The following is a 23,826-nucleotide window of genomic DNA, read 5'->3' on the forward strand; positions in this document are numbered from 1 at the left end:
CGACGAAGCGAACGACCAGCGCGGCCGCGTTGCATCCCGAGGGCGCAGGCCGCGCACTCCTTCCTCTTCGCGCCTTTGCGCCTTTGCGTGAGATTTCCCGGTTTCACGCGAAGGCGCGAAGAAGCTGGACCCCCGCCTTCGCGGGGGTGACGGGGAGAGGCGGGAGCGAGGAAAAAAGATCAGGCGCCGGCTGCCTTGCGCGGGTCCGCCCTTTCCGGCGCGGGATCGTTGGCGGGGTCGGGGAGGCCGAAGAAGGCGCGTCGGGCGGCTTCGCCGGCGCGGCGCAAGGGGGCATGGGCCTCGGCGACGGCGGCTTCCCAGGCGTCCTCCTCGTCGGGGTCGAGCGAGCGCTCATAATCCTCGTCGCCGAACCGGCCTTCCTCGATGCCGAGATAGTCGTCGGGGGGCGGGAAATTGGTGCGCAGGTCGCCGGTGACATCGTCGTGCCAGACGGTCATTGCCGCGGCCTCCTCCTCGGGGGTCGGCCCCTCTTCGCCGGCGCCTGCGGGCTCCTCGCCGGGATCGGCGGAAAACTGCGCAACTTCATTCGCGATTGCGGTGCCCTGCCACAGGGCGGCGAGCGGGTTGGCGCGATTGTCGCGGCCCGCGAGCCAGAGCGCGAGCGCGGCGGCCATACCCTCGGTCGGGCCAGCCGCGGGTGCGGCTTCGGCGCCGGCGTCGGGTTCGCTGTCGGGCGCCGCTTCGGCCGAGGCGGCGGCGGTGCGCGCGGCCGCGGCGGCGTCGAAGAGCGAGAGGAAGCCCGGCCAGTCGCCGGCGATGACCTGCGCCAGCATCTCCTCGCCCGCGCGGGCGCGGGTTTCGACCATCTTGTCGAGCCGCGCGAGCATCGCGAGGCCGAGGCGGCTGTCGATGCGACGGCGCTTGTAAAGGCTGCGGTCCTCCTCGCGCATCACGGTGGTGATCTCGTCATGCCCCCAGATCGCGCGGTCGAGCAGTTCGTCGACGAGCCGCCCGCGCGCGATCAGCAGCGCCGCCGCGCAGCCGAGCCGGAACGCCGCGCCCTCGGGCCGCTGCTTGAGCTGATAGACGGCGGCGGGCGACATGCCGACCTTTGCCGCAGAGATCTTCACCGAGCCGTTGGTGGCGAAGGCCTCCAGAAACTCGCGCTGGAGCGAGGGCGTCCAGTGATAGCTGGCGGGGACGGGAATATGCGCGGGGTTGCGGGATGTGTCGTCCATCGGTTCGTCCTTTTGGTTGGGTGAAGCCGACAGAATGAACCATATAGGTACAATGTAGGAAAGGGGGTGGCGGTCCTATTTCGACCGATTGCAGACTTACCTTACATCGTCATCCCGGACTTGATCCGGGATTCATTCATCCGGCGCTGAGAGAATGGATCCCGGATCAAGTCCGGGATGACGATGCTATTTCGGACGGGGAGCGGCCGAAGGCTGTCATGGCCGCGCAGGCGGCTTCGATATGGATTCGCGCAGAGGCGCAGAGATCGCCGAGGTGAGGCGCCTGCCCTTCTGCGATCTCTGCGTCTCTGCGCGAATTTGATGGAATGCCGGATTTCGAGCGGACGCCGATCTACCTTATGTTGTCATTCCCGCGAAAGCGGGAACCCAGGGTGGCATCGGCCGATGCACGCTCTGGGTTCCCGCTTTCGCGGGAATGACGAAAATTGGGAAGGGGCCGCTCTCCGCCCCAAAGCCGACATCCAGCATTCTCTAATTACGCCAGCCCCGCTGCCTGCACCGCCGCGAGCGCGCTTTCCAGTCGCGCGTTGCCGTCGCCCTCGACCCACGCCCATGGCAGCTTCCGCCGGTCGAGCTCGGCGAGAGCGACGTCCATGAACTGGCGGCGTGCGAGGTCGCTGCCGAAGAGGCGGGTGCCGTCCTCCTGCCACGGCAGGTCCATCGCCGGGACGAGATAAAGGTCGGCGGTGTCGGTCCACGCGTCGATTTCGGGCAGGCGGCGGCCGAGCAGCATGATCGCCCACGCCTGCGTCATCAGCGGGTCGGTGTCCGAGACCAGCCATTCGGGCTTTTGCGCCAGCGCGTCCTGCGTCGCCGCGACATGGCCGTGGAAGATCGCGAGCAACGCGGCCTCGTCGAATTCGGTGCCGTTCGCCTCGGCATAGGCGCGGCCATATTCGGGGACGACCAGCGCGCCGAGGCGCGCGGCGAGGCGCGGCGCGAGCGTCGACTTGCCGGTGCTTTCGGCGCCGTGGAGACAGAGGTGGCGGGTCACGCGGGCGCCGCCCCCGTCGCGGCGGCGCGGCGCCACTGGATCAGCCCGTCGATCGACAGGCCGAGCAGCACGACATAGACCGCGCTGGTCGCATAGAGGCCGCGCCACGCGAACAACGGCACCGCGATCAGATCGACGAAGATCCAGAGGAACCAGCTTTCGACGCGGCGGCGCGCGAGCAGCCATTGCGCGGTGATGCTGGCCATCGCGATCGCGCCGTCGATCCACGGCGCCGCCGCGTCGGTGTAGCGGTGCATCGCGGCGCTCCAGCCGATCCACGCTGCGACGGTCGCGCCGCCCCATACCCAGCGTGCACGCGTGCCCATCCAGCCGACGGGAATGCCGCTGTCCTGCCGCGCGCGAACCCAGGCGAACAGGCCGTAGAGGTTGAGCACAAGGAAAAAGCCCTGGAGCAGCATGTCGCTGTAGAGCTTCGCTTCATAGAAGACGAAGGCGTAGAGCGTCACCGCGACGAGCGCGAAGGGATAGTTCCAGACGCTGCGCAGCGCGACGAGCGCGACGTTGATCAGCACCAGCGCCGCCGCGATCCATTCGAGTTGGCTCACGCCGCCGCCCCGTCATGGCGCGGGCGCGTCCACAGGCCGTCGCGGCTGATCCGGCGCTGCGGCGGACGGCGAAGCACCGACCAGCCGGCGCGCAGGGTCCAGCCGAGCTTGGCGGGAAGCGAGGTCGCGGCGCGGTGATCCCACGCATGGTCGCCGCGCGCCCTGACCTCGCGCGCGATGTCGCCATAGATGCCCGCCGCCGCGAGCACCGCCCAGCGGCTGCGCGGGCCGAGCTTGCGCGCGCCCCAGCGCGCCGACGCCTCGTAATCCGCCGCCATTTCCGACAGCCATTTCGCCATCACCGAAAGGCGCGGACGAAAGGCGGGGTGCATGTGCTGACCCGGCGGAATGTCGAGCTCGACCATCCATTCGACCGGCAGGTAGCAGCGGTCGGCGGCCGCATCCTCGGCAATGTCGCGCGCGATATTGGCGAGCTGGAAGGACATGCCGAGGTCCGACGCGCGATCGAGCGTCGTCTCGTCGCTGGGGTCGATTCCCATGACGAGCGCCATCGCAACCCCGACCGCGCCCGCGACATGATAGCAATAGCGCAGCAGATCGGCCTCGCTGCGCGGCCGCCAATCGTCGGCGTCGAGTTCGAAGCCCGCGATGATGTCGTCGATGATCGCGCGCGGTATGGCGACGTCGGTCAGCAGCAGGCCGAGCGCGTCGAAGGCGGGATCGCCGGTGACCTCTTTGGCATAGGCGCGGTCGGTCAGCGCGCGGATCCTGCCGATCGCCGCCGCAGCATCGTGCCCCGGCACCATCGCGCCGCCATGATCCTGCCCGTCGGTCAGATCGTCGGCGGCGCGGCACCAGGCATAGAGCAACCAGACGCGCTCGCGCGTGATGCGGTCGAACAGCCGGCTGGCGAGCGCGAAACTCTTCGAGCCCTTCGCGATGCTGTCGTGCGCAAAGCCGTGGAGGGCGGGAGCGTCGTAGCGAGAGTCCCCCTCCCACTTGTGGGAGGGGTCAGGGGAGGGCATGTGGAGAACAGTCTTGCCGGAAACAGGCCCTCCCCCGACCCCTCCCGCAAGCGGGAGGGGAGAAGACTATCCCCCGGCCTCGTGTCACAGATCGTCGGCCTTCATCGCGAAGATCGGTTCGTGCGGCTGATAGGCCGCCATCTTGTCGAGCAGTTCGTCGATGCCGGCGTCGACGATCATGATTCCGGCGTGCGCGGGGCGGATGAAGCCGACCTCGATCATGCGGCGATTGAAAGCAATCAGGTCGTTGTAGAAGCCCGCCGCGTTGAGCAGGCCCACGGGCTTCGCATGATAGCCGAGCTGCGCCCAGCTGATCGCTTCCCAGAGTTCGTCCATCGTCCCGACGCCGCCGGGGATGGTGAGAAAGCCGTCCGACAGGTCGGTGAACATCCGCTTGCGCTCGTGCATCCCCGAAACGACATGGAGTTCGGTGACGCCGCGATGCGCGACCTCGGTCCCGACGAGCGCGTCGGGGATCACCCCGATCACCTCGCCGCCCGCCTCCAGCGCACTGTCGGCGACCGCGCCCATCAGCCCGAGCCGGCCGCCGCCATAGACGACGCCGATGCCGCGCGTCGCCAGCGTGCGGCCGACGTGGCGCGCGGTTTCGATATAGATCGGATCGTCGGGAGTCGCGGACCCGCAATAGACGGCTAGGCGTTTCATCTCGTCACTCTGTTCCTGTTCGTCACCCCCGCGAAGGCGGGGGTCCAGCTGGATTCCCGCCTTCGCGGGAATGACGGGAAAGTAAAGGGCTAGCCGCTTTCCAGCATCAAAGCGGCGGTCGCCTTCGCACTGCCGACCACCCCCGGAATCCCCGCACCGGGATGCGTCCCCGCGCCGACGAAGTAAAGGTTCGAAATCCGGTCGTCGCGATTATGGGCGCGGAAATACGCGCTCTGCCGCAACAAAGGCTCGAGGCTGAACGCGCTGCCGAGATGCGCCGACAGGTCGCGGCCGAAATCGACGGGGGTGTAATGAAAGCGCGTGACGAGGCGGGCACGGAGGCCCGGCAGGACGCGGCGCTCGACCTCTGCCAATATCGCATCGGCGAAGCGCGCGCCGAACGCGCCGTCCCAGTCGGCCTGCGCCTTGCCGAGATGCGCGACGGGGGCGAGCGCGTAAAAGGTCGCGTGGCCTTCGGGCGCCATGCCGCGATCGGTCGCGCTCGGATGATGCAGATAGAGCGAAAAATCTTCGGGCACGACGCCGCCGTAGATGTCGCGCAGCAGCCCCTTGTAGCGGGGGCCGAACAATATGCTGTGATGCGCGATGCCGGGATAGTCGCCCTTGACCCCGAAATGGACGACGAACAGCGACGGCGACCAACGCCTCCGCGCCAGACCGCGCGCGACCTTGCCCCCGCGCGGATGCCCGGCGAGCAGGTCGCGGTAGCTGTGCATCAGGTCGCCGTTGCAGGCCACCATGTCGGCGTCGCCGTGCCAGCCGCCGCGCGTCCGGACACCGGTCGCGCGGTCGCCCGCCGTCTCGATCGCGGCGACCGGATCGCCGAGGCGCAAGCTGCCGCCGAGCCGCTCGAACAAGCGCACCATCCCCGACACCAGCGCATTGGTCCCGCCGCGCGCCCACCAGACGCCGCCCTGCTTCTCGATCGTGTGGATCAGCGCATAGATGGCGCTGGTCGTCATCGGATTGCCGCCCACCAGCAACGTATGGAACGACAGCGCCTGCCGCAGCCGTTCGTCCTTCACAAAGGAGGAAACGACCGCATAGACGCTGCGCCATGCCCGATATTTCATCAGCGCGGGCGCGGCGCGGACCATCGAGGCGAAGTCGAGGAAGGCGACCGCGCCGAGCCGGACATAGCCCTGCTCATAGACGCCCTTCGAATAGGCGAGGAAGCGATCGTAGCCCGCGATATCTTCGGGGTTCAGCTTCGCGATTTCGGCGCGGAGCGCGGCCTCGTCGTTCGCATAGTCGAAACGCGAACCGTCCGGCCAGTCGAGCCGGTAGAAGGGTGCGACTGGCATCAGATCGACGTCGCACGCCATGTCCTGCCCGCTCAGCGCCCAAAGCTCGCTGAGGCACGGCGGATCGGTGATCACGGTCGGCCCGGCGTCGAAGGTGAAGCCGTCCCGCACCCAATGCCAGGCGCGCCCGCCGGGCTTGTCGCGCGCCTCGACGATCGTCGTTGCGACCCCTGCCGACTGGAGCCGGATCGCGAGCGCCAGCCCGCCGAAGCCCGCACCGATGACGATCGCGCGCTTCATCGCCAATCCAGTTTCGCCAACGCGGCAAGCGCTTTTCCGACCGGCACCGGCGGCTTGCCCGAAAGAATGCGCAGCTTGTCCCTTGCGGTCGACGCCCCGGCATAGAAACGCGCGATGAGGCCGGGGGAGAGACGGTAGAAGCGCTCGAAGACACGATAGCGCTCCTCGGGCGCCGCGGCGCGGAACAGCATCGCGCCGAGCATCCGGTAGAAGCGCTGGCGTCGCCACGCCGCGGCCGCCTCGCGGCGCAGCACCGCCGCGAGATCGGGCCGGTCGATCAGCGCCGGAAGCGTCGCCGCGCTCCGCACTGCCTGCGCGAAGGAATAGCCGGTGGTCGCGTGAAAACGCCCTGCCCGCACGCCGATCCGCGCAACGCCATCCTCTTCGGGCCAGAGCCTATCGAAATCGCCCGCCATCACCACGGGGAGGCATCCCGTCTCCTCGCGCTCGACTGCGGTGACGGCCCAGCCGCGCGCCGCCGCATAAGCCGCGATCCGATCGCGCACCGCCGCGACGTCGAGCGCCGCATCGTCGCTGTAATAGGTGTCCTCGACGAAGACGGTCTCCGCATCGAACGGCAGACAATAGACGAAGCGATAGCCGCCGATCTGTTCGACCGTCGCGTCCATCACGACCGGCCGCGCGAGGCCGTGGCCGCCCTCGATCCTGAGCGCCTGTCCGACGAATTTTTGCCAGCCGCAATCGAGGCCGCCGAGATCGCCGACCCCGCGCGCGTCGATGACATGGCGCGCGCCGAGCCGGGTGCCGTCGTCGAAACCGACCGCCTGCGGCGCGAGCAGGATCGCCGACTTCGCGATCAGCCGGCCGGCGGGCAGCACCGCCGCGACCGCTTCGGCGAGCGCTTCGCCGGTGATGCTGTTGTAGGCCATCGCAAGCTCGCGCCGATAGGCGGGGAAAGCGACGGCATAGCCGTCCCATCGGTGGCCGATCAGCGGCTCGACCAGCCAGCGGTCGCGGGCCGCGACGTCGGCGTCGAAGAAAGACCAGACATGATTGCCGCCGACCGCGCCGGGCTCGATCAGCCGGATATCGAGGTCGGGGCGCCGCCGCGCGAGCGCCAGCGCCGCGAGTCCGCCCGCAAGCCCGCCGCCGACGATGGCGATATCGCAGGAAACGGGTTCGGGCACGGCCATGCAGCAGACCTAGCGAGCAAGACGCGCAGCGGCTATCGCTTTCCTATGCACATCGCCCCCCTCATCACTCCCGCGACGCCTGACGATGCGAAGCCGGTCGCCGCGATCTATGCCCATCATGTCGCGCACGGCACCGCAACCTATGACATCGAGCCGCGCAGCGCGCTCGCCACCGCGGGGCTGATTTCCGAGCATCGGGCGAAGGGCTGGCCCTTTCTGATCGCGCGCGGCGCAGACGGCACGGTCGCGGGCTATGCCTATGCGAGCCAGTTCCGCGACCGCCCGGCCTATGCCTGGACGTGCGAGGACAGCATCTATATCGATCCCGCGCATCAGGGGCGCGGGATCGGCCGGGCGCTGCTCGAAGCCTTGCTGGTCGCGGCGGAGGCAGCCGGCTTTCGCACGATGATCGCGGTGATCGGCGGCGCCGAGCCCGCGTCGGTCGCGCTCCACGCGCGCTGCGGCTTCGCCCATGCCGGACGGCTCGACGCGAGCGGGTGGAAGCAGGGCCGCTGGCTCGATACGGTTTTCATGCAGCGCGCCCTCGGCGCAGGCGCCGCGAGCCCGCCGCCAGAATGAGCGCCGCCGCCGCCATCGCGCTGTCGGCGCTTGCGATGACGGCGATCGTCGGGGTTCGCTATCTCGTCAGCAGCGGCGGCTTCGCGCTGGCGACGCGGCTGAAGCATCCCGGCCTCTATCGCGGACTCGAAGCGCAGATGCGGCGCGAGATCGGCTGGAGTCTGGCGAGCGCCGCGATCTACGGCGCGCCCGCGGGCATCGTCGCCTGGGGTTGGCAGGCGCGCGGCTGGACGCGCATCTACAGCGATATCCACGCCTTTCCGCTCTGGTATCTGCCCGCCAGCCTCTTCGCCTATCTGCTGATCCACGACACCTGGTTCTATTGGACGCATCGCTGGATGCACCGCCCCCGGCTGTTCCGCATCGCGCACGCCGTCCATCACCGGAGCCGCCCGCCGACCGCCTGGGCGGCGATGAGCTTTCACCCCGTCGAGGCGATCACCGGCGCGATCGTCATTCCGGCGCTGGTATTCCTCATCCCGATCCATGTCGCGGTGCTGGGGCTTGTGCTGGCCATCATGACAGTGATGGGCGTCGGCAACCATATGGGGTGGGAGATGTTCCCGCGCGCGCTGGTCCATGGACCGGCGGGGCGATGGCTGATAACCGCGACGCATCACGAAGCGCATCACGCGGCCTATCGGGGGAATTATGGCCTTTACTTCCGTTTCTGGGACAAGGCGTGCGGCACGGATATCGGGTTGGGCCGCTTTGGCGCTGCTGCTGGTCGCGGCGAGCGCACCGCCGACGCCCGCTCCATCGGTTGAGGTCAGCATCACCGGGCTGCGGAACACGAAGGGGCAGATCCTCGTCTGCCTGACGACCAATCCGAAAGCCTTTCCCGATTGCAGCAAGGACAAGGCGTCGGTGCGGATGGTGGTGAAGCCCGCCGACGCGGGCGATTTCCTGATCCACGCGCCAGCGGCCGGCACCTATGCGATCGCGGTCGTCCACGACGAGAACAGCAACAACAAGATGGACGTCGCGATCTTCCTGCCCAAGGAAGGCTTCGGCTTCTCGCGCAACCCGGCGATCCGCATGGGACCGCCGAAGTTCAAGGCGGCGAGTTTTGCGGTCGCGGGCGAGGTGCGGCAGACGATCCGGATGAAATATATGCTGTGAAGGCGGCTTTGGGGTGAGAAGCGGGCGTCGCCGCTCCTCCCCGGCACGGGGAGGGGGACCATCGAAGCATGGTGGAGGGGCACCCTCGGTTTACGCATCGATCCAGAAAAGGCGCGCCATGACCCACCTGCCCCTCCACCACCTTCGGTGGCCCCCCTCCCCGTGCCGAGGAGGATCTTAAGTCCGCAATCGGTCGAAAGCTGTCGATTATCGCGAAAAAAAGGGCGCCCGCGGGCGCCCTTTCCGTTTTCAGCGAAGCGTGCCGCTCATTCCGGCTGCAGGTTCACCGCGGCGAACTTGCCGCGATCGTCGACCTCGATGTCGAAGGCGACGCGGTCGCCCTCGTTGAGGCCGGCCATGCCGGCGCGCTGCACCGCGCTGATGTGGACGAAGGCGTCGGCCTGTCCGTCGTCGCGCGCGATGAAGCCGAAGCCCTTCGTCGTGTTGAAGAATTTCACCGTGCCCGAGGTGCGCTCGCCGGTAAGCTGGCGCCGGCCGCGGGCGCCGCCCGGACGGTCGCCACCGGGGCCGCGGTCGTCGCGACGCGGTGCGAATTCCTCGATCGGCATCGGTTCGCCCTCGATCTTGAGATCGATCGCCGACACCTTGCCGTTGCGTTCGACGAGCGTGAAGCCGAGCGGCTGGCCCGAGGCGAGGCCCTGGAGGCCCGCCTGCTCGACCGCGCTGATGTGAACGAAGACATCCTCGCCGCCGTCGTCGCGCGCGACGAAGCCGAAACCCTTCGACGGGTTGAAGAACTTCACCGTGCCCTGGCCCTCGCCGACGACCTGCGCCGGCATCCCGCCGCCGCGTCCGCCGCCGAAGCCGCCGCGATCGCCGCCACCGAAGCCGCCACGATCACCGCCGCCGAAACCGCCGCGGTCGCCGAAGCCGCCGCCACGATTGCCGCCGCCATAGCTGTCGCCGCCATAGGGTGCGGGTTCAAAGCTGTCGAAATTGCCGAAATCATCGCGCTTGCCGCGTCCCCGCTGGCCGCGGCGATCCTTGTTGAAACTCATAGTCTGTTAGTCGCTTTCGGTCGTCCACACCCCATTGAACCGGCTCCTTGCGCCGGACGGGGACGCAGTTCACCATGGGCACAGACTCGCCCCGTGCCGCCAAGAACGCAATATATAACCTAATTATCCACAGTCTGCGAACAGAAAATTCATGGCAGCAATAGGCAATTTTGCTCGCTTTGCGAGGAGTGGAGCCACTTGCGGCCTTCCCCGCGAAACCAGTCATTGAGCGGCGCGGCGCCTTCGCCTAAGGCAGGGCCATGACCGTATATTTTCACGAAGAAGACCTGCCCGAGGGCGCGCTGGGCCCCGGCGCGGTCGCGGTGGACACCGAGACCATGGGCCTGAACCCGCTGCGCGACCGGCTGTGCGTCGTCCAGATCAGCGACGGATCGGGCGACGAGCATCTCGTCCGCTTCAAGCCCGGCAGCAGCTATGACGCGCCGGTGCTGAAGGCGATCTTCACCGACCCCAATCGGTTGAAAATCTTTCATTTCGGCCGCTTCGACATCGCCGCGATCCAGCACGCGCTGGGGGTGGTGACGGCGCCCGTCTATTGCACCAAGATCGCCTCGAAACTGATCCGCACCTATACCGACCGCCACGGCCTCAAGGAACTGGTGCGCGAACTGCTCGGCCAGGACGTATCGAAACAGCAGCAGTCGAGCGACTGGGGCGCGGCGGAACTTTCGGACGCGCAGCGCGATTATGCGGCGAGCGACGTGCGCTTCCTTCACGCGATGAAGGACGTGCTCGACGCCCGGCTGGCACGCGAAGGGCGCACCGGATTGGCGCAGGCGTGTTTCGATTTCCTGCCGACCCGGGCGGCGCTCGACCTCGCGGGCTGGCCCGAAGTCGATATTTTCGCGCACACCTGAGAAGCGATTCGCTGAAAGATCATGTCCGAACGCGCCGACCATGACCGCACGATGCGCCGCCTGTGGGCTGCGAAGGGGTCGAGCCACGACCGCGTCGTGCGCCTCCTGCGCTATGGCCTGCCGCTCGTCATCGGGGTGATCGCCGCGGTGCTCGTCTTCTCGCCCTTCACCCAGCGCACCGAAATCAGCTTCCTCCTCGCCAAGGACAAGGTCGATATGGCGAGCGAGCGGATGAAGGTGACGCGCGCCGAATATCGCGGCCAGGATTCGAAGGGTCAGCCCTTTGCCCTGCTCGCGGGGAGCGCGGTGCAGAAGAGCTCGGCCGAGCCGATCGTGCGGATGCAGCAGCTTTCGGGTGCGATTCGTCTGAAGGACGGCCCGGCGACGATCGCCGCCGCCGAAGGGCAATATGACATGGATAGCGAAAAAGTGTCGGTGCCCGGCACGGTGAAGGTGCGCAGCGCCGACGGCTATGCGATCGACGCGAGCAATGTCGCGATCGACCTGAAAGGCCGCAGCCTCGCGGGCACCGGCGGCGTCGACGGCACGTTGAACATCGGCCATTTTTCGGCCAACCAGCTTGTCGCCGACCTCGACAGCCGCGTCGTGCGCCTGTCGGGCAATGCCAAGCTGAGGATCAATCAGGGAGCGCTGAAGAAATGAAGGGGCTTTGGACGATGAAGAGCGCCATGCTCGCGGGCGCGGGCTTCGCGCTCACCAGCCTGGGCATCCTCGCGACCGGCGGCGGCGCCCCGGCGCAGGCGCAGGCACTCGCCAACCACAACAGCAACGCCCCGGTCGATTTCGACGCGGGCAGCATCGAGGTGCAGGACCGCGCCGACCGCGTCGTGCTGGCAGGCGGGGTGACGGTGACGCAGGCGGGTCTCACGGTAAAGGCGCCGCGGATGACCGTCGCCTACACGCGCTCGGGTGGCACCGACGTCAACCGCCTCGACGCGACCGGCGGAGTGACGGTGAACAAGGGCGACGAGACCGCGAAGGGCAATGTCGCCATCTATGACCTCGACAAGCGACTGATCACGATGGTCGGCAACGTCCAGCTCAACCAGGGCGGCAATCACCTGACCGGCGGGCGGCTGGTGATCGACCTGAACAGCGGCCGCGCGACGGTCGACGGGCGCGGCGCGGCGCGCGGCCCCGACGGCAATCCGATCACCGGCGGCACCAACGGGCGCGTCACCGGCACCTTTTCGGTTCCGCAAAGGAAGCAGTAACCTTACGCCTTAATCCTTGGGCAAGCTCCCGCGCGCGAGGGTCGGCGCCGGGGGGCTTTGCGGCGCGGGGGGCGGCCGCGTGGTCAAGGCGTGCTCCGATGCGATATTCCCCCCTGCTTCCCGTCCGTCGCCCGATGTTCGGCCGCCGCAAGCCCGCTGAGGTCACCGCCGAACCCGCCGAACCGACGAGCGAGGAACGGCGGCTGATCGACCGGATCATCCGCCATGCGGGGCCATCGAAAGCGCGCTGAGCATCCGTCATGCGCAGAGGATCGGTTTGAGGTCCGCTTTGGGCTGGGGAGCGGCCGTCGCCGCTCCTCCCCGGCACGGGGAGGGGGACCACCGAAGGTGGTGGAGGGGCAGGTGCGTCATGGCGCGCCTTTTCTGGATAGAAGCGTAAACCGAGGGTGCCCCTCCACCACCTTCCATGGTCCCCCTCCCCGTGCCGGGGAGGATCGCTTGTCCGCTCCCGGTCGCAAGCACTCGGCACATCTGTTCATCGTCCGCCGTCCCGAAACGCGCAAGCGTCATTGTCGCGGGACCGCCGCGCGGCTAAAGCAGCGCGCGTGACCGCGACCTCTTCCCGCATCATCGCTTTCGCCGATCGCTGGCCGAAGCTCCTCGCGCTGGCTCTCGGTGCCGTGTCGGCGACCGGCTTCGCGCCGCTGAACCTCTGGCCGATGACCCTGCTCACCTTCGCGGGCTGGATGGCGCTCGTCGCGCGGAGTTCCAAGGGGCGGCGCGCGCTCGGCGTGGGTTGGGCGTTCGGGGTCGGGCATTTCACGATCGGACTGAACTGGATCGCGACCGCCTTTACCTATCAGGCGGCGATGCCCGCGTGGCTGGGGTGGGTCGCTGTGGTGTTATTGTCGCTGTATCTGGCGGTCTATCCAGCGCTTGCGGCGTGGGGGGCGTGGATGGTGCGGCGGTGCGCCGCTGCGCCGCCGCACCGCGCCTATGGCGCGCCACGGGCACTGCCCTTCGCCAGGATCACATGGTCCTATCTGCTGAGCTTCGCCGCATTGTGGATCGTCACCGAATGGCTGCGGGCATGGGTCTTTACCGGCTTTGCATGGAATCCGCTCGCCGCGGTTTCGCTGGCGGGCAATCTCGCCGGGATATTGGGTGAAAACCATCTCGAAACCCTCGGCACCTATGGCGTCAGCGGACTCGTCATCATCTGGTGCGGGGTGATCGCGGCCTCCATCGAAGAATATGTCATCCTCCGTGATTTCAAGAGACGCGGCATTCCCGATCCCCGCAGCCAGAGCGATCTGGCTGGCGCGCCGCTCAAAGAATTCGATACGCGGCGCTTTGCCAAGTTTTTGGCCTTTGGCGCCGGACTCTTCGTGCTGATGATGATCGCCGGTCTGTGGCCTTCGCGGCATGACAATATTCCTTCCGCGCCACCCAAGAACGAGACGCTGGAAGAAATGGCCGCCCGTATACGGACCGAACGGGGCACCCTCATCACCGTCGTCCAGCCCAACGTCGGCCAGCAGGACAAATGGGAGGGCGGCAAGGCCGACGCCAATTTCGCCAAGCTCGCGCGACTGACCGCGCCGAAGGACGACACGCCGCGCCTGATCCTGTGGCCCGAGGCGGCGATTCCCGATTATCTGGAGACCGGCTATCCCGCCGTCTATTACGACCGCTCGCCCGCCGAGGCGCGCGGGCGGCTGACCGACCTGATGAACCCGAACGACGTGATGCTGCTCGGCGCGCTGAAACTCGAACTCGGACGCGACGGCAGCGTCGTCGGCGCGCGCAACGCGGTGATGACGGTCCACGCCGACGGCACGCTCGGCGCGCGCTATGACAAGGCGCACCTCGTCCCCTACGGCGAATATCTGCCGATGCGGCCGATCCTGTCGGCGATCGGTCTGTCGCGCCTTGCGCCGGGCGACGTGGATTTCTGGCCCGGCCCCGGCCCGCACACGCTCGATCTCGGCCGTTTCGGCCAGGTCGGGCTGCAGATCTGTTACGAGATCATTTTTTCGGGGCAGGTCGTCGACCGCACCCACCGCCCCGATTTCCTCTTCAATCCCTCGAACGACGCCTGGTTCGGAGGCTGGGGTCCGCCGCAGCATCTGGCGCAGGCGCGGCTCCGCGCGATCGAGGAGGGGCTGCCCGTGATCCGCGCGACCCCGACGGGGATCAGCGCGGTGATCGACGCCGACGGCCGCGTCCTCGATTCGCTGCCGATGCACGCGGCCGGACGTATCGACAGCTTCGTTCCCAGGGCCCACGCGCCGACGCTCTTCGCACGCCATGGCAATGTGCTGCCGGTCGGATTTGCGCTGCTGCTGCTCGCGGCCGCCATTGCCTTTCGGCGGCGCGGACGCTAACAGCGGCGCGACATAAAGCATCCTTTATATTGGATAACCCAAAAGGCCTCTTCCATGCGCAATAGCTTCCTCTTCACCTCCGAAAGCGTCTCCGAAGGCCATCCCGACAAGGTCGCCGACCAGATTTCGGATTCGATCGTCGATCTGTTCCTGTCGAAGGATCCCGAAGCGCGCGTCGCGTGCGAGACGCTGACCACGACGCAGCTCGTCGTGCTGGCGGGCGAAATCCGCTGCAAGGGCGTGTTCGAGGATGGCGAATGGGCGCCCGGCGCGCTCGACGAGATCGAGGCCACCGTCCGCCAGACGGTCAAGGAAATCGGGTACGAACAGGCGGGCTTCCACTGGAACCAGTTCCGTTTCGAGAACAACCTCCACGGCCAGTCGGCGCATATCGCGCAGGGCGTCGACGAGAGCGCCGACAAGGACGAAGGCGCGGGCGACCAGGGCATCATGTTCGGCTATGCCTCCGACGAGACGCCCGACCTGATGCCCGCGACGCTCGATTACAGCCACAAGATCCTCGAGCGCATGGCCGCGGACCGCAAGGCGGGCATCGCGCCCTTCCTCGAACCCGATGCGAAGAGCCAGGTCACGCTGCGCTACGCCAATGAGCGCCCGGTCGAGGCGACCGCGATCGTCGTGTCGACCCAGCACGCGCCGGGCTATTTCTTCCACAGCGGCGAAGGCGACGAGGCGAAATATCAGGAACTTCGCAAATATGTGCTCGGCGTGATCGCCGACGTGCTGCCCGCCGAGCTGCTGACCGCGAACACCGTCTATCACATCAACCCGACCGGGCGGTTCGAGATCGGCGGCCCCGACGGCGACGCCGGGCTGACCGGCCGCAAGATCATCGTCGACACCTATGGCGGCGCCAGCCCGCACGGCGGCGGCGCGTTCAGCGGCAAGGACCCGACCAAGGTCGACCGCTCGGCCGCCTATGTCACGCGCTACCTCGCCAAGAATATCGTCGCTGCGGGCCTCGCGCGCCGCTGCACGATCCAATTGAGCTACGCGATCGGCGTCGCCGAGCCGCTGTCGGTCTATGTCGACCTGCACGGCACCGGCGCCGAGGGGGTGAGCGAAGCCGCGCTCGAACAGGCGCTGCCGCAGCTCGTCCGGCTGACGCCCAAGGGCATCCGCACCCACCTCGGCCTCAACAAGCCGATCTACAAGCAGACCGCCGCTTACGGCCATTTCGGCCGCACCGCGGACGGCGACGCCTTCCCGTGGGAGCGCACCGATCTGGTGGATGCGCTGCAGTTTCTGAAATAGGGAATCGCCCGACAAGAAGCGCGGCTCCCGCCTTCGCGGGGGCGACGATATGATATAGGGCGCGCGCCATGACAGCTTATAAATCGGGCGATCCGACCACCCTCAACCGCCTCTATGGCCGCGCCAAGGGCAAGCCCCTGCGCGCGGGCCAGCAGGATCTGGTCGACAATCTGTTGCCGCAGATCGCGGTTCCGGCCGAGGGGCCGGTCACCGCCGAATTGCTGTTCGGCTATGACCGCCCCCTGCACTTCGAGATCGGTTTCGGCGGCGGCGAGCATATGGCGGCGCGCGCCGACATGCTGCCCGACCATGGCTTCATCGGCGCCGAACCCTTCGTCAACGGCGTCGCGCAGGCGCTCGTCCATGTTTCGGGCGACCCGCATCTCGCCGAAAAGGGCGGCGCGCGCCTGCCGCTCGCCAATGTCCGTATCCACCATGGCGACGCGCTCGAGGTGCTGCGCCGCATAGACGATGGCGCGCTGAGCTTCGCCTATCTGCTGCACCCCGACCCCTGGCCCAAAGTCCGCCACGCGAAGCGGCGGATGATGAACGACGGGCCGCTCGACCTGATCGCCGCGAAGCTGAAGCCCGGCGGCGAGTTCCGCTTCGGCACCGACCATCCCGTCTATCTCGCGCACGCGCTGATGGTGATGCGGCGCCATCGTCACCAGTTCGAATGGCTGGCGCAGGAATCGAAGGACTTCCTCGTCCGCCCCGGCGGCTGGCCCGAAACCCGCTATGAAGCCAAGGCGCGCGCACAGGGGCATGAGGTCTGGTACTTCCGCTGGAGGCGTAAATAAGAGAGCTATAGAGTTGAAAAGGCTAGTTTTTTCTAGGCCTTCCCTGTGCTATCTTTTCCCCAATTACGCGGCAATTTCCGTCACGGTGATTGCCCGGTGATTGCTGGAAACGCCGTATTGGGAGACCCATTTATGGCACGCGGAAAGATCACGAAACGCTCTATCGATGCTCTCATCGCAAGCAGCGAAAATGACATCCTCTGGGATGATAGCATAAGGGGCTTCGGCGCCAAGCGAACAAAATCGGGGGCCGTTTCATACGTCCTGCAATTTCGAATGGGCGGACGAGAATCCAAGACCCGCCGATATACGATCGGCAGTCACGGCTCGCCTTGGAGCCCAACCACGGCGAGAGCCGAAGCGGAACGGCTGTTCATTCTCGTCGCTCAAGGCACGGATCCCGGAGAGACGGAGCGGCAGCGCCGGCGTGAGGCGGTCGATCTCGCGTTCGACAATTATGCCGATCGATTTGTCGACTCTTGCGTTGGCAAAGGTTGGAAGCGGCTTGCCGGGCAAGCCCTGAGACTCCACGTGAAGCCGGTGTTGGGCTCCAAGCCCCTGCCCCGGCTTGTCCGCTCCGATATTGTTGCGGTGATGGACAGGATGCCGAGGGAACAGATCGGCAATATCCGAAACGTCTTTGCGGTGATGCGCCGGCTCTTTCGCTGGGCGGTGAGCCGTGGGGATATCGACCGCAGCCCGATGGAGGGGATGGAGACACCGCGCGCCGTTACGCCGCGCGACCGCTGGCTGTCCGACCAAGAGGTCGCCCGCATCTGGCTCGCGGCGCCGCACACGCACCATTGCTTCGGCCCTATCATTCGGCTGCTGATCGTCACTGGACAGCGACGAGAGGAAGTTTCGTCGCTTCGCTGGGAGGAGGTCGACCAAGCCGAACGTATGTGGACCTTGCCAAAGGAACGGGCAAAGAATGGCAAATCGAACCAGATACCACTGAACGATCTCGCCGTTGCCGTTCTGGATCAGGTGGCCGGCACAGCAAAATGGCCGCGTGCCGGGAAGCTGTTCGCGACGGCGCGCGGAGGCGCTTTCACGGGCTACAGCAAGGGCAAAGACAAACTGGTTCTGCTCTTATCGCATGACGGCGGCGAGCCCGTGCCCGACTGGCGTCTGCATGACCTGAGGCGCACGCTCGCAACAGGATTTCAGCGGCTCGGGATCCGCTTCGAAGTCACTGAGGCTGTGCTGAACCATGTGGGCGGTTCGCGTGCGGGTGTGGCCGGAATATATCAGCGCCACGACTGGAAGGAAGAAAAGCAAGAGGCGTTAAAACTGTGGAATGATCATGTTTCCTCGGCGATCCAGGCAGCAACGACTGCCATGCGTGCTTTTCCGCAGCCTGCTCCAGCTTCGGACCCGACCGTCCGTCAATGATGCTCCCGCCAACGACGCATGGCGCAATGGCGAGATACAAACGCCGAATGGTCCAGAACACCAGGAAGGTTGAAAAAGTGCCCGCCCGACGAGAACGCGGGCGGGCGCAGGAATGAAGATCTGGCCCTTGCAAGAAAGGCGAGCTCTTCTGGGTCGCCCGGCGCCCTTAGGGGCTGCCCGCGCGGGCCGATTGTACCAAAACGCCAAAAGCGACGGGGGCGCCCCTTCCGTAGCGTAAACCACCATCTTGGGCCGCATTTCGAAACCTTTTGTTAACCTTGCGGCGGCAGATTTCGATCGGGGGGCACGAAGCGGATGGAGATGTCGCAGTGCCGGAACCGAAGCGCATCCAAAGGTCCGTCATGGGGCCGACCGGGCCAATATCGCTCGGCGACCTGCCGCCATCGTGCACGGCCTATTGGGTGAGTCGCCGCAAGGCGGAAGTGCTCGCGGCGATCGATGGCGGGCTGATACCCGCGAGCGAAGCGCGCGCGCGTTACCGTCTGAGTCCCGAAGAACTTGCGGCGTGGCGGCGCGCGGTCGACCGCGCCGGGGTGCCGGGACTGCGCGTCACGAAGCCGCAAGCCGCGAGGGGCGCCGCAAAGAGATAGATTAGGTTGCCGCGCGCGCCCCCACCGCGCGCGGCAGCTTTCGGGGCGGCGCGGCAGACTGGTCCCTCCGCGCCGCCCCTTCCCACAAAGGGAGAAGTTCTCTCAGATTGAATCGTGCCTGGCGGCATCACACCGGACGCCTCGGGACTGGATCGCCCGCGCAAACTGTCGTCAATCTTCGTCGGATGCGGCCTGCTGCCCTCAGCGCTGCCGCCGCGCAGTCGCGAACCCGCGGTCGGCCGAAATGAAGCGCTCGATCATAGGGACCGCAATCTTCTCGGGCGCCAGCGGCTCAGCGAGGCCCGTGGCTTTCGCGTGGATCTCGGCATAGACGAGCAGATCGCGGTGAAGCCGTCCCGGAACCTCGATCGTCAATTTGACCGGCTTGTCATCGGCGATCGGTCCAAGCCGAAGGCGGCTCATCCTTTGCTCCCCTGTTCGAACACAAGGTCGCGCGTCACGATGACGCGTAGTGGATGGCCTGGGCGGATGGTGAGCGTTGGCGGCACCTTCATCTCGCGCTCCACGATCCGCTGACCCGCCTGGTTCACGCTGTCCTGCGCCCCGTCCCGGAGCGCCCGAAGGAGGGCGTCATCGCCGCCCGATCCCGTTTCGACACCGATGCCGAGCAGGGTCGATATCAGCGCGGCGCGCAACACCCGACCCCAATGATGGTCGGTGCGATCGGCGAGGCCTGCCCGGCCCGACGCGTCGGCGCCTGGCTGGCGATCGAGCGCGAGCGAACGGCCGCCCGGAAGGATGAGCCTCTCCCAGACGAGCAGCACCCGGTTCTGCCCGTCAGCGATCTCGCTGTCATATTCGCCGATTAGCCGCGCGCCCTGCGGAATCAGCAGAATGCGGCCGGTGGGGCTGTCATAGACATTCTGGGTCACCTGCGCCGTGACCTGCCCCGGGAGGTCGGAGCGGATGCCAGTGATGAGCGCGGCCGGAATCACACTGCCCGCCTGAACCACATAAGGCGACGAGGGCGCGACGATCCGCGCCGCGCTTTCCGTCGGCCGCGCATTGCCGCCGCCGAGGAAATCCCTCCGCTTTCCGGCCAAAGTTTGAACGGCTTGCGGATTGCCGGGCGAGAGCGGCAGTGCCGTATCGCCCAAGACCGGCGCAGGAGATGGAAGAGATGCCCCGCCACCAAGAAATATCTGGCTGGCCCGAGCACTGTCGCGCTCCTGTGCTACCCGCGCGCGTGCCTGTTCGGCGGCAGTTGCCCGGGAGTCGGCAGGCGGCGCGCCAATCGGGGGAATAGGTGCCGCCTGGCCCTTTTCGCGCGCCGCGAGAATCGGCCGCCCGAGGTCGCCGGGGAGCGGGTCACCGAGCTTTGGAATCTTGTCATAATCACCCGGCGCACCGGTCACGAGCTCGGACCGGTTTGCCCGATCACTGTTATGGAGGTTTTCCGCCACCTTCGGCTTCTCCGACTGGAGTGCGTAGAGCAGCGCGCCGCCGATCGCGATGCCCGAGGCACCGCCCATGATGGCAATCGACTTGCGCGAGAGGCGCATGACTTTCGGCGGTTCGGCGCCGAGCCGGAAAGCTTCGGCACCGGCGGCGGGGGCTGCTGCGGGCTCAGCCACAATCGCATCGTCCCGTTCCGGCGCGCTCATGAGCGGTCCCCGCCGCGTGCGACGCGTTCGATGATCACCTTGCGCGCCGCGCGGCCGGCGCCCATCCGCAGTTCGCCGCGCTCGAACAGCCGGTCGACGATCATGTAGCGCCCCTGCACACGGTAGTTGAGAAGCTCCGCCTCCCCTTTCGCACCGGTGGCGAACAGCGGCGGCATCTCGCCCGTCGCGATATCGTCGCCGAACTCCACGAAGGTCTGCCGCCCGTCGTCGAAGACCCTTACCGGGCGCCACCCGGGCTTGTCGCCAGAGAGCCGATAGCGAAAGTTGAGCGCGCCAAGATCGAGTCCTGCCGCAATCGGAGCGGCCCGCTCGCGCTCCGCTTCGGCCGTGCGCAGCGCGATGAGCTCGGCTTCCGGATAGGACCAGGACACCGATGCCATGTAAGTCGCGGGCGTTGCGCGCAGCTCGATATGATAGGTCCGTCTGCTCGTGTTGATGACGATATTCGTCATGATGTCGGGTCGCGTCGGCTTCACCAAGATATGTACCCGGCGACTGGCTCCGCTGCCGCTCACCGTGTCGCCGATGATCCACCGGACCGTATCGCCGGCGGCAACGGGCCCCGGCCCGACGAGCTCCTCACCCTCCTGCAGAACGATATCGGTGACCTGCCCCGGCGATGCGTAAACCTGGTAGAGTGCCCCTTCGGCCCAGGCGTATTTCTGGATAGCATTGAGGAAGGTGGCCCGCTCGGGCTGGACACGGGCGGCATCATTCGCGCGCCCGACATTCTGGCGCGGATCGCGGCTTTCAGCGGCAATCGAAGGCGACGCCAGGCCGAGCAAGGCGGCGCCGGCGAGAAGAAATTCGGGGGAAACGGGCTTCATTGATTGAGCTCCTTGGACCATGAAATAGCGGACACAAAAACGCCGAGCGGATTGCGGCGCAGAGCGTCGGGGGTGCGCGGCGGTACATGGGTGACGGTGAGGATCGCGGACCAGCGCGACGTCTCGACAAGGCTGCCGTCCTGATAGCGGCGCTCGGTCCAGGCGATGCGGAAGCTGTCCTTCGAAGCGCGGATCACGCTCGACACATCGACCGCGACCTGGACCTTGCCGACCTCGGCGAAGGGGTCGTTATTGCGTGCATGGTCATTGAGCGCCTGTGCGCCCGCCGCGGTGGTGAAATCATAGGCCGCGAGCCAGTCCTTGCGCAGCACGACCGGATCGGCCGGGATCGAGCGGATATGCTCGATGAAACGCGCGAGGTGGAACGCGGTTTGCGGATCGGTCGGCTGATAGTCCTCGTCCGCGGGCGCGACCGCGCGGGCCTCGCCGAGCTTGTCGACTTCGACCACCCAGGGCGTGATCGTACCGCGCGCCGAATGCCAGATGAGGCCGCCGGCGAGCCCGCCCGAGAGGAGGAGGGAACCGAAAAAGGCGAGGCGCCAGTTCTTCGCCTGAACACGCGCCGACCCGATGCGATCGTCCCAGACCTGCGCCGCGCGCTGGTAGGGCGTCACCGGCTCGGGCGTTTGGCCATAATGGTTGGTAGGTCGCTTGAACATGATCAGTCCTTTTCGCTGATGTCGGGAGCCGAGCCGCCGCCATGGCTATCGCCGCCCTTGAGAGTGTGGGCGCCAATGGTCGCGCCCTGCGTCACCATCTGCCGGCGGCGCATCGCCGCCGCCCATGCGGGCGGACCGTCGGCAGACCGGGAAGGCGCAGCGCCCTCGGCGGACCCGCTGCGCCCGGCCTCGAAGTCGGCTCGCAGCTTCTCCGCAGCGCGGCGAAGCGGCGATGCGGCGCCGCTGGCCGCACTGCGCGCGACGTTGGCCAGGCCGGAACCGACGGCCCCTGCCCCGCTCTTCCCGGCCGCTCCCGCGGAATAGGCCGCCGAGGCGCTGCCGGCCCCGCGCGCTCCCGCTGCGGCGGTGCCGCGCGCCGCGGTGGCTGCCGCACCGCCGGCGAGCGTCGCGCCGGCCGCACCGGCAGCGAGCGTCGCGCCAGCCGCGACGGCGGTTCCTGCAGCCGCACCGGCTCCGAGCTGCGGCCCGCCCGCGACGATGCCGTTGGCGACGCTGGGGCCGAAGATGCCGAGTCCGAGAAGCGTCAGCGCGCCGAGCGCGATCGCCATTGCCTGCTCGATATCAGGCTCGGGGCCGACGCCGGCATCGAGGAAGCGGTCGAACAAGGTCGTCCCAATGCCGGTGATGACCGCGAGCACGAGAAGCTTGATGCCCGAGGAAATGATATGGCCGAGCACACGCTCGGCCATGAAGGCCGTACGCCCGAAGAAAGCGAAGGGGATGAGGACGAAGCCCGCGAGCGTCACGAGTTTGAATTCGAGGATCGTCACGAAGACCTGCACCGCGAGAATGAAGAAGGCGAGCACGACGATCACCCAAGCGACGAGCAGGATCATGATCTGGACGAAATTGGTGAAAAGCCCGACCGGCCCGAGCAGATCGGCCGATGCATCGAGCAGGGGCTCGGCGGCATCGAGGCCGGTCGCCGCGACGAAACCCGGGCGCATGAAGTCGCCGATCGCCATAGCGCCGCCGCTCGCCTTGAGGCCGAGCCCAGCGAAGCTTTCGAGCATGATGGTGGCGAGGCTCTGGAAATTGCCGATGATGAAGGCGAACACGCCAATATAGAGCGTCTTCTTGACCAGACGCTGGAGGACATCCTCATCGGCGCCCCACGCCCAGAAGAGCGCCGCGATCGTCACGTCGATGACGATCAGCGTCGACGACAGAAAGCCGACCTCGCCGCCGAGCAGCCCGAAGCCGCTATCGATATAGGTCGAGAAGACCGACAGGAACTGGTCGATCACGGCGGTATCGTTCATCGCTCTTGCCTTTCCTGGCCGAAGAAGTGGCGGCGCTTCGTCTCCCAGGCCGCCTCGCATTCCGCATCGGCAACGGTGACGGTTCGGCAGCGGCGCAGCGTCTCAGCAAGGTCGCGCCCTGCGTCCGCTCCGGATATGTGATCAAAAACGGACGCCTGCGGCGCAGGCGGGTCGACCGCTGCCAGAAGCGCGAGCGTCAGCGCCATGCCGCCGACGATCGCTCCGACGACGAGCTTCCCCGCCCGGCCCATTTCAATTGCCCTTGCGGAAGCGGCGGAAGCGTTCGCGCCCTTCGGCCTCGGCCGCCGCGGCCCGCGCGGCACCCAGCATTTCGGCGCGGCCCTGCGCCGCGATCGCGGCGGCGAGGTCGCCGAGCTGCTGCGACTGGAGCGCCAGCAGCTGGTTGCCCGCCTGTGCCGCCTGCAGCGCGCCGCTCGCCGACTGGCTGGCGGTTACCAGCGTCGAGATCGATTGGCGCGCCGCGCCCATGTTGGTGACGACGCCGGCCTGCACCTTCATCGCGTCCTGGAAGGCGCCGACGCTGTCGTTCCAGCGCGCCTCAGCATTGGCGACGAGCGCCGCCTGCGGACCCGACAGCGCCGCGCCCTTGTAGCGGGCATCGAACGCCTTCTGGATATCGCCGACGTCGAAGGCGACGCGCTGCGCCTCGCTCAAAAGCTCTCGCGTGCGGTCGACCTGGCCCTGCAGCTCCTGCAGCGTCGAGGTCGGCAGACTCTGCAGATTGCGCGCCTCGTTGACGAGCGAGGTCGCCTGGTTCTGGAGCTGCTTGATCTGGTTGTTGATCTGCTCGAGCGTGCGCGCGGCGGTCAGGATATTCTGGGCATAGTTGCGCGGGTCGTGGACGATCCCGCCGATCTGCGCCGCAGCGGGCGCGATCATCGAACCGGCGGGCAACATAGCGATCGCGATCAGACCGGCCAGCGCCGCACGGCGACAGAGATTCTTCTTCATCAACT

General features: G+C 67.2%; 27 protein-coding genes. 12 read left to right on the forward strand and 15 right to left on the reverse strand.

Going from position 1 to position 23,826, the window contains the following annotated elements:
- Positions 1-179 precede the first annotated feature (179 nt).
- The 7 genes from ACVENA_RS16305 to crtY form a co-directional block, all read right to left on the reverse strand.
- A complete protein-coding gene (locus ACVENA_RS16305; protein WP_449325617.1) occupies positions 180-1,199 on the reverse strand; it encodes a hypothetical protein in 1,020 nt (339 codons plus the stop codon).
- Between the two features lie 496 nt (positions 1,200-1,695).
- The gene (locus tag ACVENA_RS16310) at positions 1,696-2,214 is read right to left on the reverse strand and encodes an AAA family ATPase (RefSeq protein ID WP_449326215.1); all 519 of its coding nucleotides are present in this window, start codon (positions 2,212-2,214) and stop codon (positions 1,696-1,698) included.
- On the reverse strand, positions 2,211-2,780 hold the full coding sequence (pnuC, locus tag ACVENA_RS16315; protein WP_449326216.1) for a nicotinamide riboside transporter PnuC: 570 nt from the start codon (positions 2,778-2,780) through the stop codon (positions 2,211-2,213). The genes ACVENA_RS16310 and pnuC overlap by 4 nt, the downstream gene beginning before the upstream one ends.
- Positions 2,777-3,766: a phytoene/squalene synthase family protein gene (locus ACVENA_RS16320; RefSeq protein ID WP_449326217.1), complete on the reverse strand. Its 990-nt coding sequence runs from the start codon at positions 3,764-3,766 to the stop codon at positions 2,777-2,779. Before ACVENA_RS16320 ends, pnuC begins: the two co-directional genes overlap by 4 nt.
- An 84-nt stretch (positions 3,767-3,850) precedes the next feature.
- Positions 3,851-4,432 (reverse strand): LOG family protein, encoded by a 582-nt coding sequence (locus ACVENA_RS16325; RefSeq protein ID WP_449326218.1) that lies wholly within the window; start codon positions 4,430-4,432, stop codon positions 3,851-3,853.
- An 89-nt stretch (positions 4,433-4,521) separates the two neighbouring features.
- Complete coding sequence (locus ACVENA_RS16330; RefSeq protein WP_449326219.1) at positions 4,522-5,997, reverse strand: phytoene desaturase; 1,476 nt, start codon at positions 5,995-5,997, stop codon at positions 4,522-4,524.
- Positions 5,994-7,151 (reverse strand): lycopene beta-cyclase CrtY, encoded by a 1,158-nt coding sequence (gene crtY / locus ACVENA_RS16335; RefSeq protein WP_449326220.1) that lies wholly within the window; start codon positions 7,149-7,151, stop codon positions 5,994-5,996. Before crtY ends, ACVENA_RS16330 begins: the two co-directional genes overlap by 4 nt.
- A 45-nt stretch (positions 7,152-7,196) precedes the next feature.
- On the opposite strand from crtY, the gene ACVENA_RS16340 reads away from it, so the two are divergent.
- The 3 genes from ACVENA_RS16340 to ACVENA_RS16350 are packed head-to-tail and all read left to right on the forward strand — an operon-like array spanning position 7,197 to position 8,852.
- Positions 7,197-7,730, forward strand: coding sequence for an N-acetyltransferase family protein (locus ACVENA_RS16340; protein ID WP_449326221.1), 534 nt, complete (start codon positions 7,197-7,199; stop codon positions 7,728-7,730).
- A complete protein-coding gene (locus ACVENA_RS16345) occupies positions 7,727-8,497 on the forward strand; it encodes a sterol desaturase family protein (RefSeq protein ID WP_449326222.1) in 771 nt (256 codons plus the stop codon). The genes ACVENA_RS16340 and ACVENA_RS16345 overlap by 4 nt, the downstream gene beginning before the upstream one ends.
- Entirely contained in the window at positions 8,442-8,852 is a 411-nt protein-coding gene (locus ACVENA_RS16350; protein ID WP_449326223.1) for a DUF2141 domain-containing protein, read from the forward strand. Before ACVENA_RS16345 ends, ACVENA_RS16350 begins: the two co-directional genes overlap by 56 nt.
- Before the next feature lie 266 nt (positions 8,853-9,118).
- Here the strand turns inward: ACVENA_RS16350 and ACVENA_RS16355 are convergent, their stop codons facing one another.
- A complete protein-coding gene (locus ACVENA_RS16355; RefSeq protein WP_306997110.1) occupies positions 9,119-9,871 on the reverse strand; it encodes a cold-shock protein in 753 nt (250 codons plus the stop codon).
- A 260-nt stretch (positions 9,872-10,131) separates the two neighbouring features.
- Here ACVENA_RS16355 and ACVENA_RS16360 point away from each other — a divergent pair, with 260 nt between their 5' ends.
- From ACVENA_RS16360 to ACVENA_RS16400, 9 genes are all read left to right on the forward strand, one after another.
- Positions 10,132-10,749, forward strand: a complete 618-nt coding sequence (locus tag ACVENA_RS16360; protein ID WP_257545031.1) for a ribonuclease D — start codon at positions 10,132-10,134, stop codon at positions 10,747-10,749.
- A gap of 21 nt (positions 10,750-10,770) precedes the next feature.
- A complete protein-coding gene (gene lptC, locus ACVENA_RS16365; RefSeq protein WP_449326224.1) occupies positions 10,771-11,412 on the forward strand; it encodes an LPS export ABC transporter periplasmic protein LptC in 642 nt (213 codons plus the stop codon).
- Positions 11,409-11,984 carry an LptA/OstA family protein gene (locus ACVENA_RS16370; RefSeq protein ID WP_449326225.1) on the forward strand — a complete coding sequence of 192 codons (576 nt, stop codon included), beginning with the start codon at positions 11,409-11,411 and terminating at the stop codon, positions 11,982-11,984. Before lptC ends, ACVENA_RS16370 begins: the two co-directional genes overlap by 4 nt.
- 98 nt (positions 11,985-12,082) lie before the next feature.
- A complete protein-coding gene (locus tag ACVENA_RS16375; RefSeq protein WP_257545038.1) occupies positions 12,083-12,235 on the forward strand; it encodes a hypothetical protein in 153 nt (50 codons plus the stop codon).
- A gap of 315 nt (positions 12,236-12,550) precedes the next feature.
- Positions 12,551-14,332, forward strand: coding sequence for an apolipoprotein N-acyltransferase (gene lnt / locus ACVENA_RS16380; RefSeq protein ID WP_449326226.1), 1,782 nt, complete (start codon positions 12,551-12,553; stop codon positions 14,330-14,332).
- Between the two features lie 54 nt (positions 14,333-14,386).
- Entirely contained in the window at positions 14,387-15,607 is a 1,221-nt protein-coding gene (gene metK / locus ACVENA_RS16385; RefSeq protein WP_257545042.1) for a methionine adenosyltransferase, read from the forward strand.
- Between the two features lie 68 nt (positions 15,608-15,675).
- On the forward strand, positions 15,676-16,407 hold the full coding sequence (gene trmB / locus ACVENA_RS16390; protein WP_449326227.1) for a tRNA (guanine(46)-N(7))-methyltransferase TrmB: 732 nt from the start codon (positions 15,676-15,678) through the stop codon (positions 16,405-16,407).
- Between the two features lie 132 nt (positions 16,408-16,539).
- Positions 16,540-17,802: a tyrosine-type recombinase/integrase gene (locus tag ACVENA_RS16395; RefSeq protein ID WP_449326228.1), complete on the forward strand. Its 1,263-nt coding sequence runs from the start codon at positions 16,540-16,542 to the stop codon at positions 17,800-17,802.
- Positions 17,803-18,164: 362 nt separating this feature from the next.
- Positions 18,165-18,413, forward strand: a complete 249-nt coding sequence (locus ACVENA_RS16400; protein ID WP_449328959.1) for a DUF1153 domain-containing protein — start codon at positions 18,165-18,167, stop codon at positions 18,411-18,413.
- Positions 18,414-18,614: 201 nt separating this feature from the next.
- Here ACVENA_RS16400 and ACVENA_RS16405 read toward each other — a convergent pair whose 3' ends face one another.
- From ACVENA_RS16405 to trbJ, 7 genes are read right to left on the reverse strand one after another with little or no spacing between them, the layout of a single operon-like run.
- Positions 18,615-18,836 (reverse strand): DUF2274 domain-containing protein, encoded by a 222-nt coding sequence (locus ACVENA_RS16405; protein ID WP_449326229.1) that lies wholly within the window; start codon positions 18,834-18,836, stop codon positions 18,615-18,617.
- A complete protein-coding gene (locus ACVENA_RS16410; RefSeq protein WP_449326230.1) occupies positions 18,833-20,008 on the reverse strand; it encodes a TrbI/VirB10 family protein in 1,176 nt (391 codons plus the stop codon). Before ACVENA_RS16410 ends, ACVENA_RS16405 begins: the two co-directional genes overlap by 4 nt.
- A gap of 26 nt (positions 20,009-20,034) precedes the next feature.
- Positions 20,035-20,886 (reverse strand): P-type conjugative transfer protein TrbG, encoded by an 852-nt coding sequence (gene trbG, locus ACVENA_RS16415; protein WP_449326231.1) that lies wholly within the window; start codon positions 20,884-20,886, stop codon positions 20,035-20,037.
- Positions 20,883-21,566: a conjugal transfer protein TrbF gene (trbF, locus tag ACVENA_RS16420; RefSeq protein ID WP_449326232.1), complete on the reverse strand. Its 684-nt coding sequence runs from the start codon at positions 21,564-21,566 to the stop codon at positions 20,883-20,885. Before trbF ends, trbG begins: the two co-directional genes overlap by 4 nt.
- Positions 21,567-21,568: 2 nt before the next feature.
- Entirely contained in the window at positions 21,569-22,849 is a 1,281-nt protein-coding gene (gene trbL / locus ACVENA_RS16425) for a P-type conjugative transfer protein TrbL (protein WP_449326233.1), read from the reverse strand.
- A complete protein-coding gene (trbK-alt, locus tag ACVENA_RS16430; protein WP_449326234.1) occupies positions 22,846-23,100 on the reverse strand; it encodes a putative entry exclusion protein TrbK-alt in 255 nt (84 codons plus the stop codon). Before trbK-alt ends, trbL begins: the two co-directional genes overlap by 4 nt.
- A 1-nt stretch (position 23,101) precedes the next feature.
- Entirely contained in the window at positions 23,102-23,821 is a 720-nt protein-coding gene (gene trbJ, locus ACVENA_RS16435) for a P-type conjugative transfer protein TrbJ (protein WP_449326235.1), read from the reverse strand.
- Positions 23,822-23,826 lie beyond the last annotated feature (5 nt).

Source organism: Sphingopyxis sp. 550A (assembly GCF_053569535.1).

Coding starts and splice junctions, on each gene's coding strand:
- ACVENA_RS16305 (WP_449325617.1), bottom strand. CDS start 1,199: ATGGACGACACATCCCGCAACCCCGCGCATATTCCCGTCCCCGCCAGC.
- ACVENA_RS16320 (WP_449326217.1), bottom strand. CDS start 3,766: ATGCCCTCCCCTGACCCCTCCCACAAGTGGGAGGGGGACTCTCGCTAC.
- ACVENA_RS16325 (WP_449326218.1), bottom strand. CDS start 4,432: ATGAAACGCCTAGCCGTCTATTGCGGGTCCGCGACTCCCGACGATCCG.
- ACVENA_RS16330 (WP_449326219.1), bottom strand. CDS start 5,997: ATGAAGCGCGCGATCGTCATCGGTGCGGGCTTCGGCGGGCTGGCGCTC.
- crtY (WP_449326220.1), bottom strand. CDS start 7,151: ATGGCCGTGCCCGAACCCGTTTCCTGCGATATCGCCATCGTCGGCGGC.
- ACVENA_RS16340 (WP_449326221.1), top strand. CDS start 7,197: ATGCACATCGCCCCCCTCATCACTCCCGCGACGCCTGACGATGCGAAG.
- ACVENA_RS16345 (WP_449326222.1), top strand. CDS start 7,727: ATGAGCGCCGCCGCCGCCATCGCGCTGTCGGCGCTTGCGATGACGGCG.
- ACVENA_RS16355 (WP_306997110.1), bottom strand. CDS start 9,871: ATGAGTTTCAACAAGGATCGCCGCGGCCAGCGGGGACGCGGCAAGCGC.
- ACVENA_RS16360 (WP_257545031.1), top strand. CDS start 10,132: ATGACCGTATATTTTCACGAAGAAGACCTGCCCGAGGGCGCGCTGGGC.
- lptC (WP_449326224.1), top strand. CDS start 10,771: ATGTCCGAACGCGCCGACCATGACCGCACGATGCGCCGCCTGTGGGCT.
- ACVENA_RS16370 (WP_449326225.1), top strand. CDS start 11,409: ATGAAGGGGCTTTGGACGATGAAGAGCGCCATGCTCGCGGGCGCGGGC.
- ACVENA_RS16375 (WP_257545038.1), top strand. CDS start 12,083: ATGCGATATTCCCCCCTGCTTCCCGTCCGTCGCCCGATGTTCGGCCGC.
- metK (WP_257545042.1), top strand. CDS start 14,387: ATGCGCAATAGCTTCCTCTTCACCTCCGAAAGCGTCTCCGAAGGCCAT.
- trmB (WP_449326227.1), top strand. CDS start 15,676: ATGACAGCTTATAAATCGGGCGATCCGACCACCCTCAACCGCCTCTAT.
- ACVENA_RS16395 (WP_449326228.1), top strand. CDS start 16,540: ATGGCACGCGGAAAGATCACGAAACGCTCTATCGATGCTCTCATCGCA.
- ACVENA_RS16400 (WP_449328959.1), top strand. CDS start 18,165: ATGGGGCCGACCGGGCCAATATCGCTCGGCGACCTGCCGCCATCGTGC.
- ACVENA_RS16405 (WP_449326229.1), bottom strand. CDS start 18,836: ATGAGCCGCCTTCGGCTTGGACCGATCGCCGATGACAAGCCGGTCAAA.
- trbG (WP_449326231.1), bottom strand. CDS start 20,886: ATGAAGCCCGTTTCCCCCGAATTTCTTCTCGCCGGCGCCGCCTTGCTC.
- trbF (WP_449326232.1), bottom strand. CDS start 21,566: ATGTTCAAGCGACCTACCAACCATTATGGCCAAACGCCCGAGCCGGTG.
- trbL (WP_449326233.1), bottom strand. CDS start 22,849: ATGAACGATACCGCCGTGATCGACCAGTTCCTGTCGGTCTTCTCGACC.
- trbK-alt (WP_449326234.1), bottom strand. CDS start 23,100: ATGGGCCGGGCGGGGAAGCTCGTCGTCGGAGCGATCGTCGGCGGCATG.
- trbJ (WP_449326235.1), bottom strand. CDS start 23,821: ATGAAGAAGAATCTCTGTCGCCGTGCGGCGCTGGCCGGTCTGATCGCG.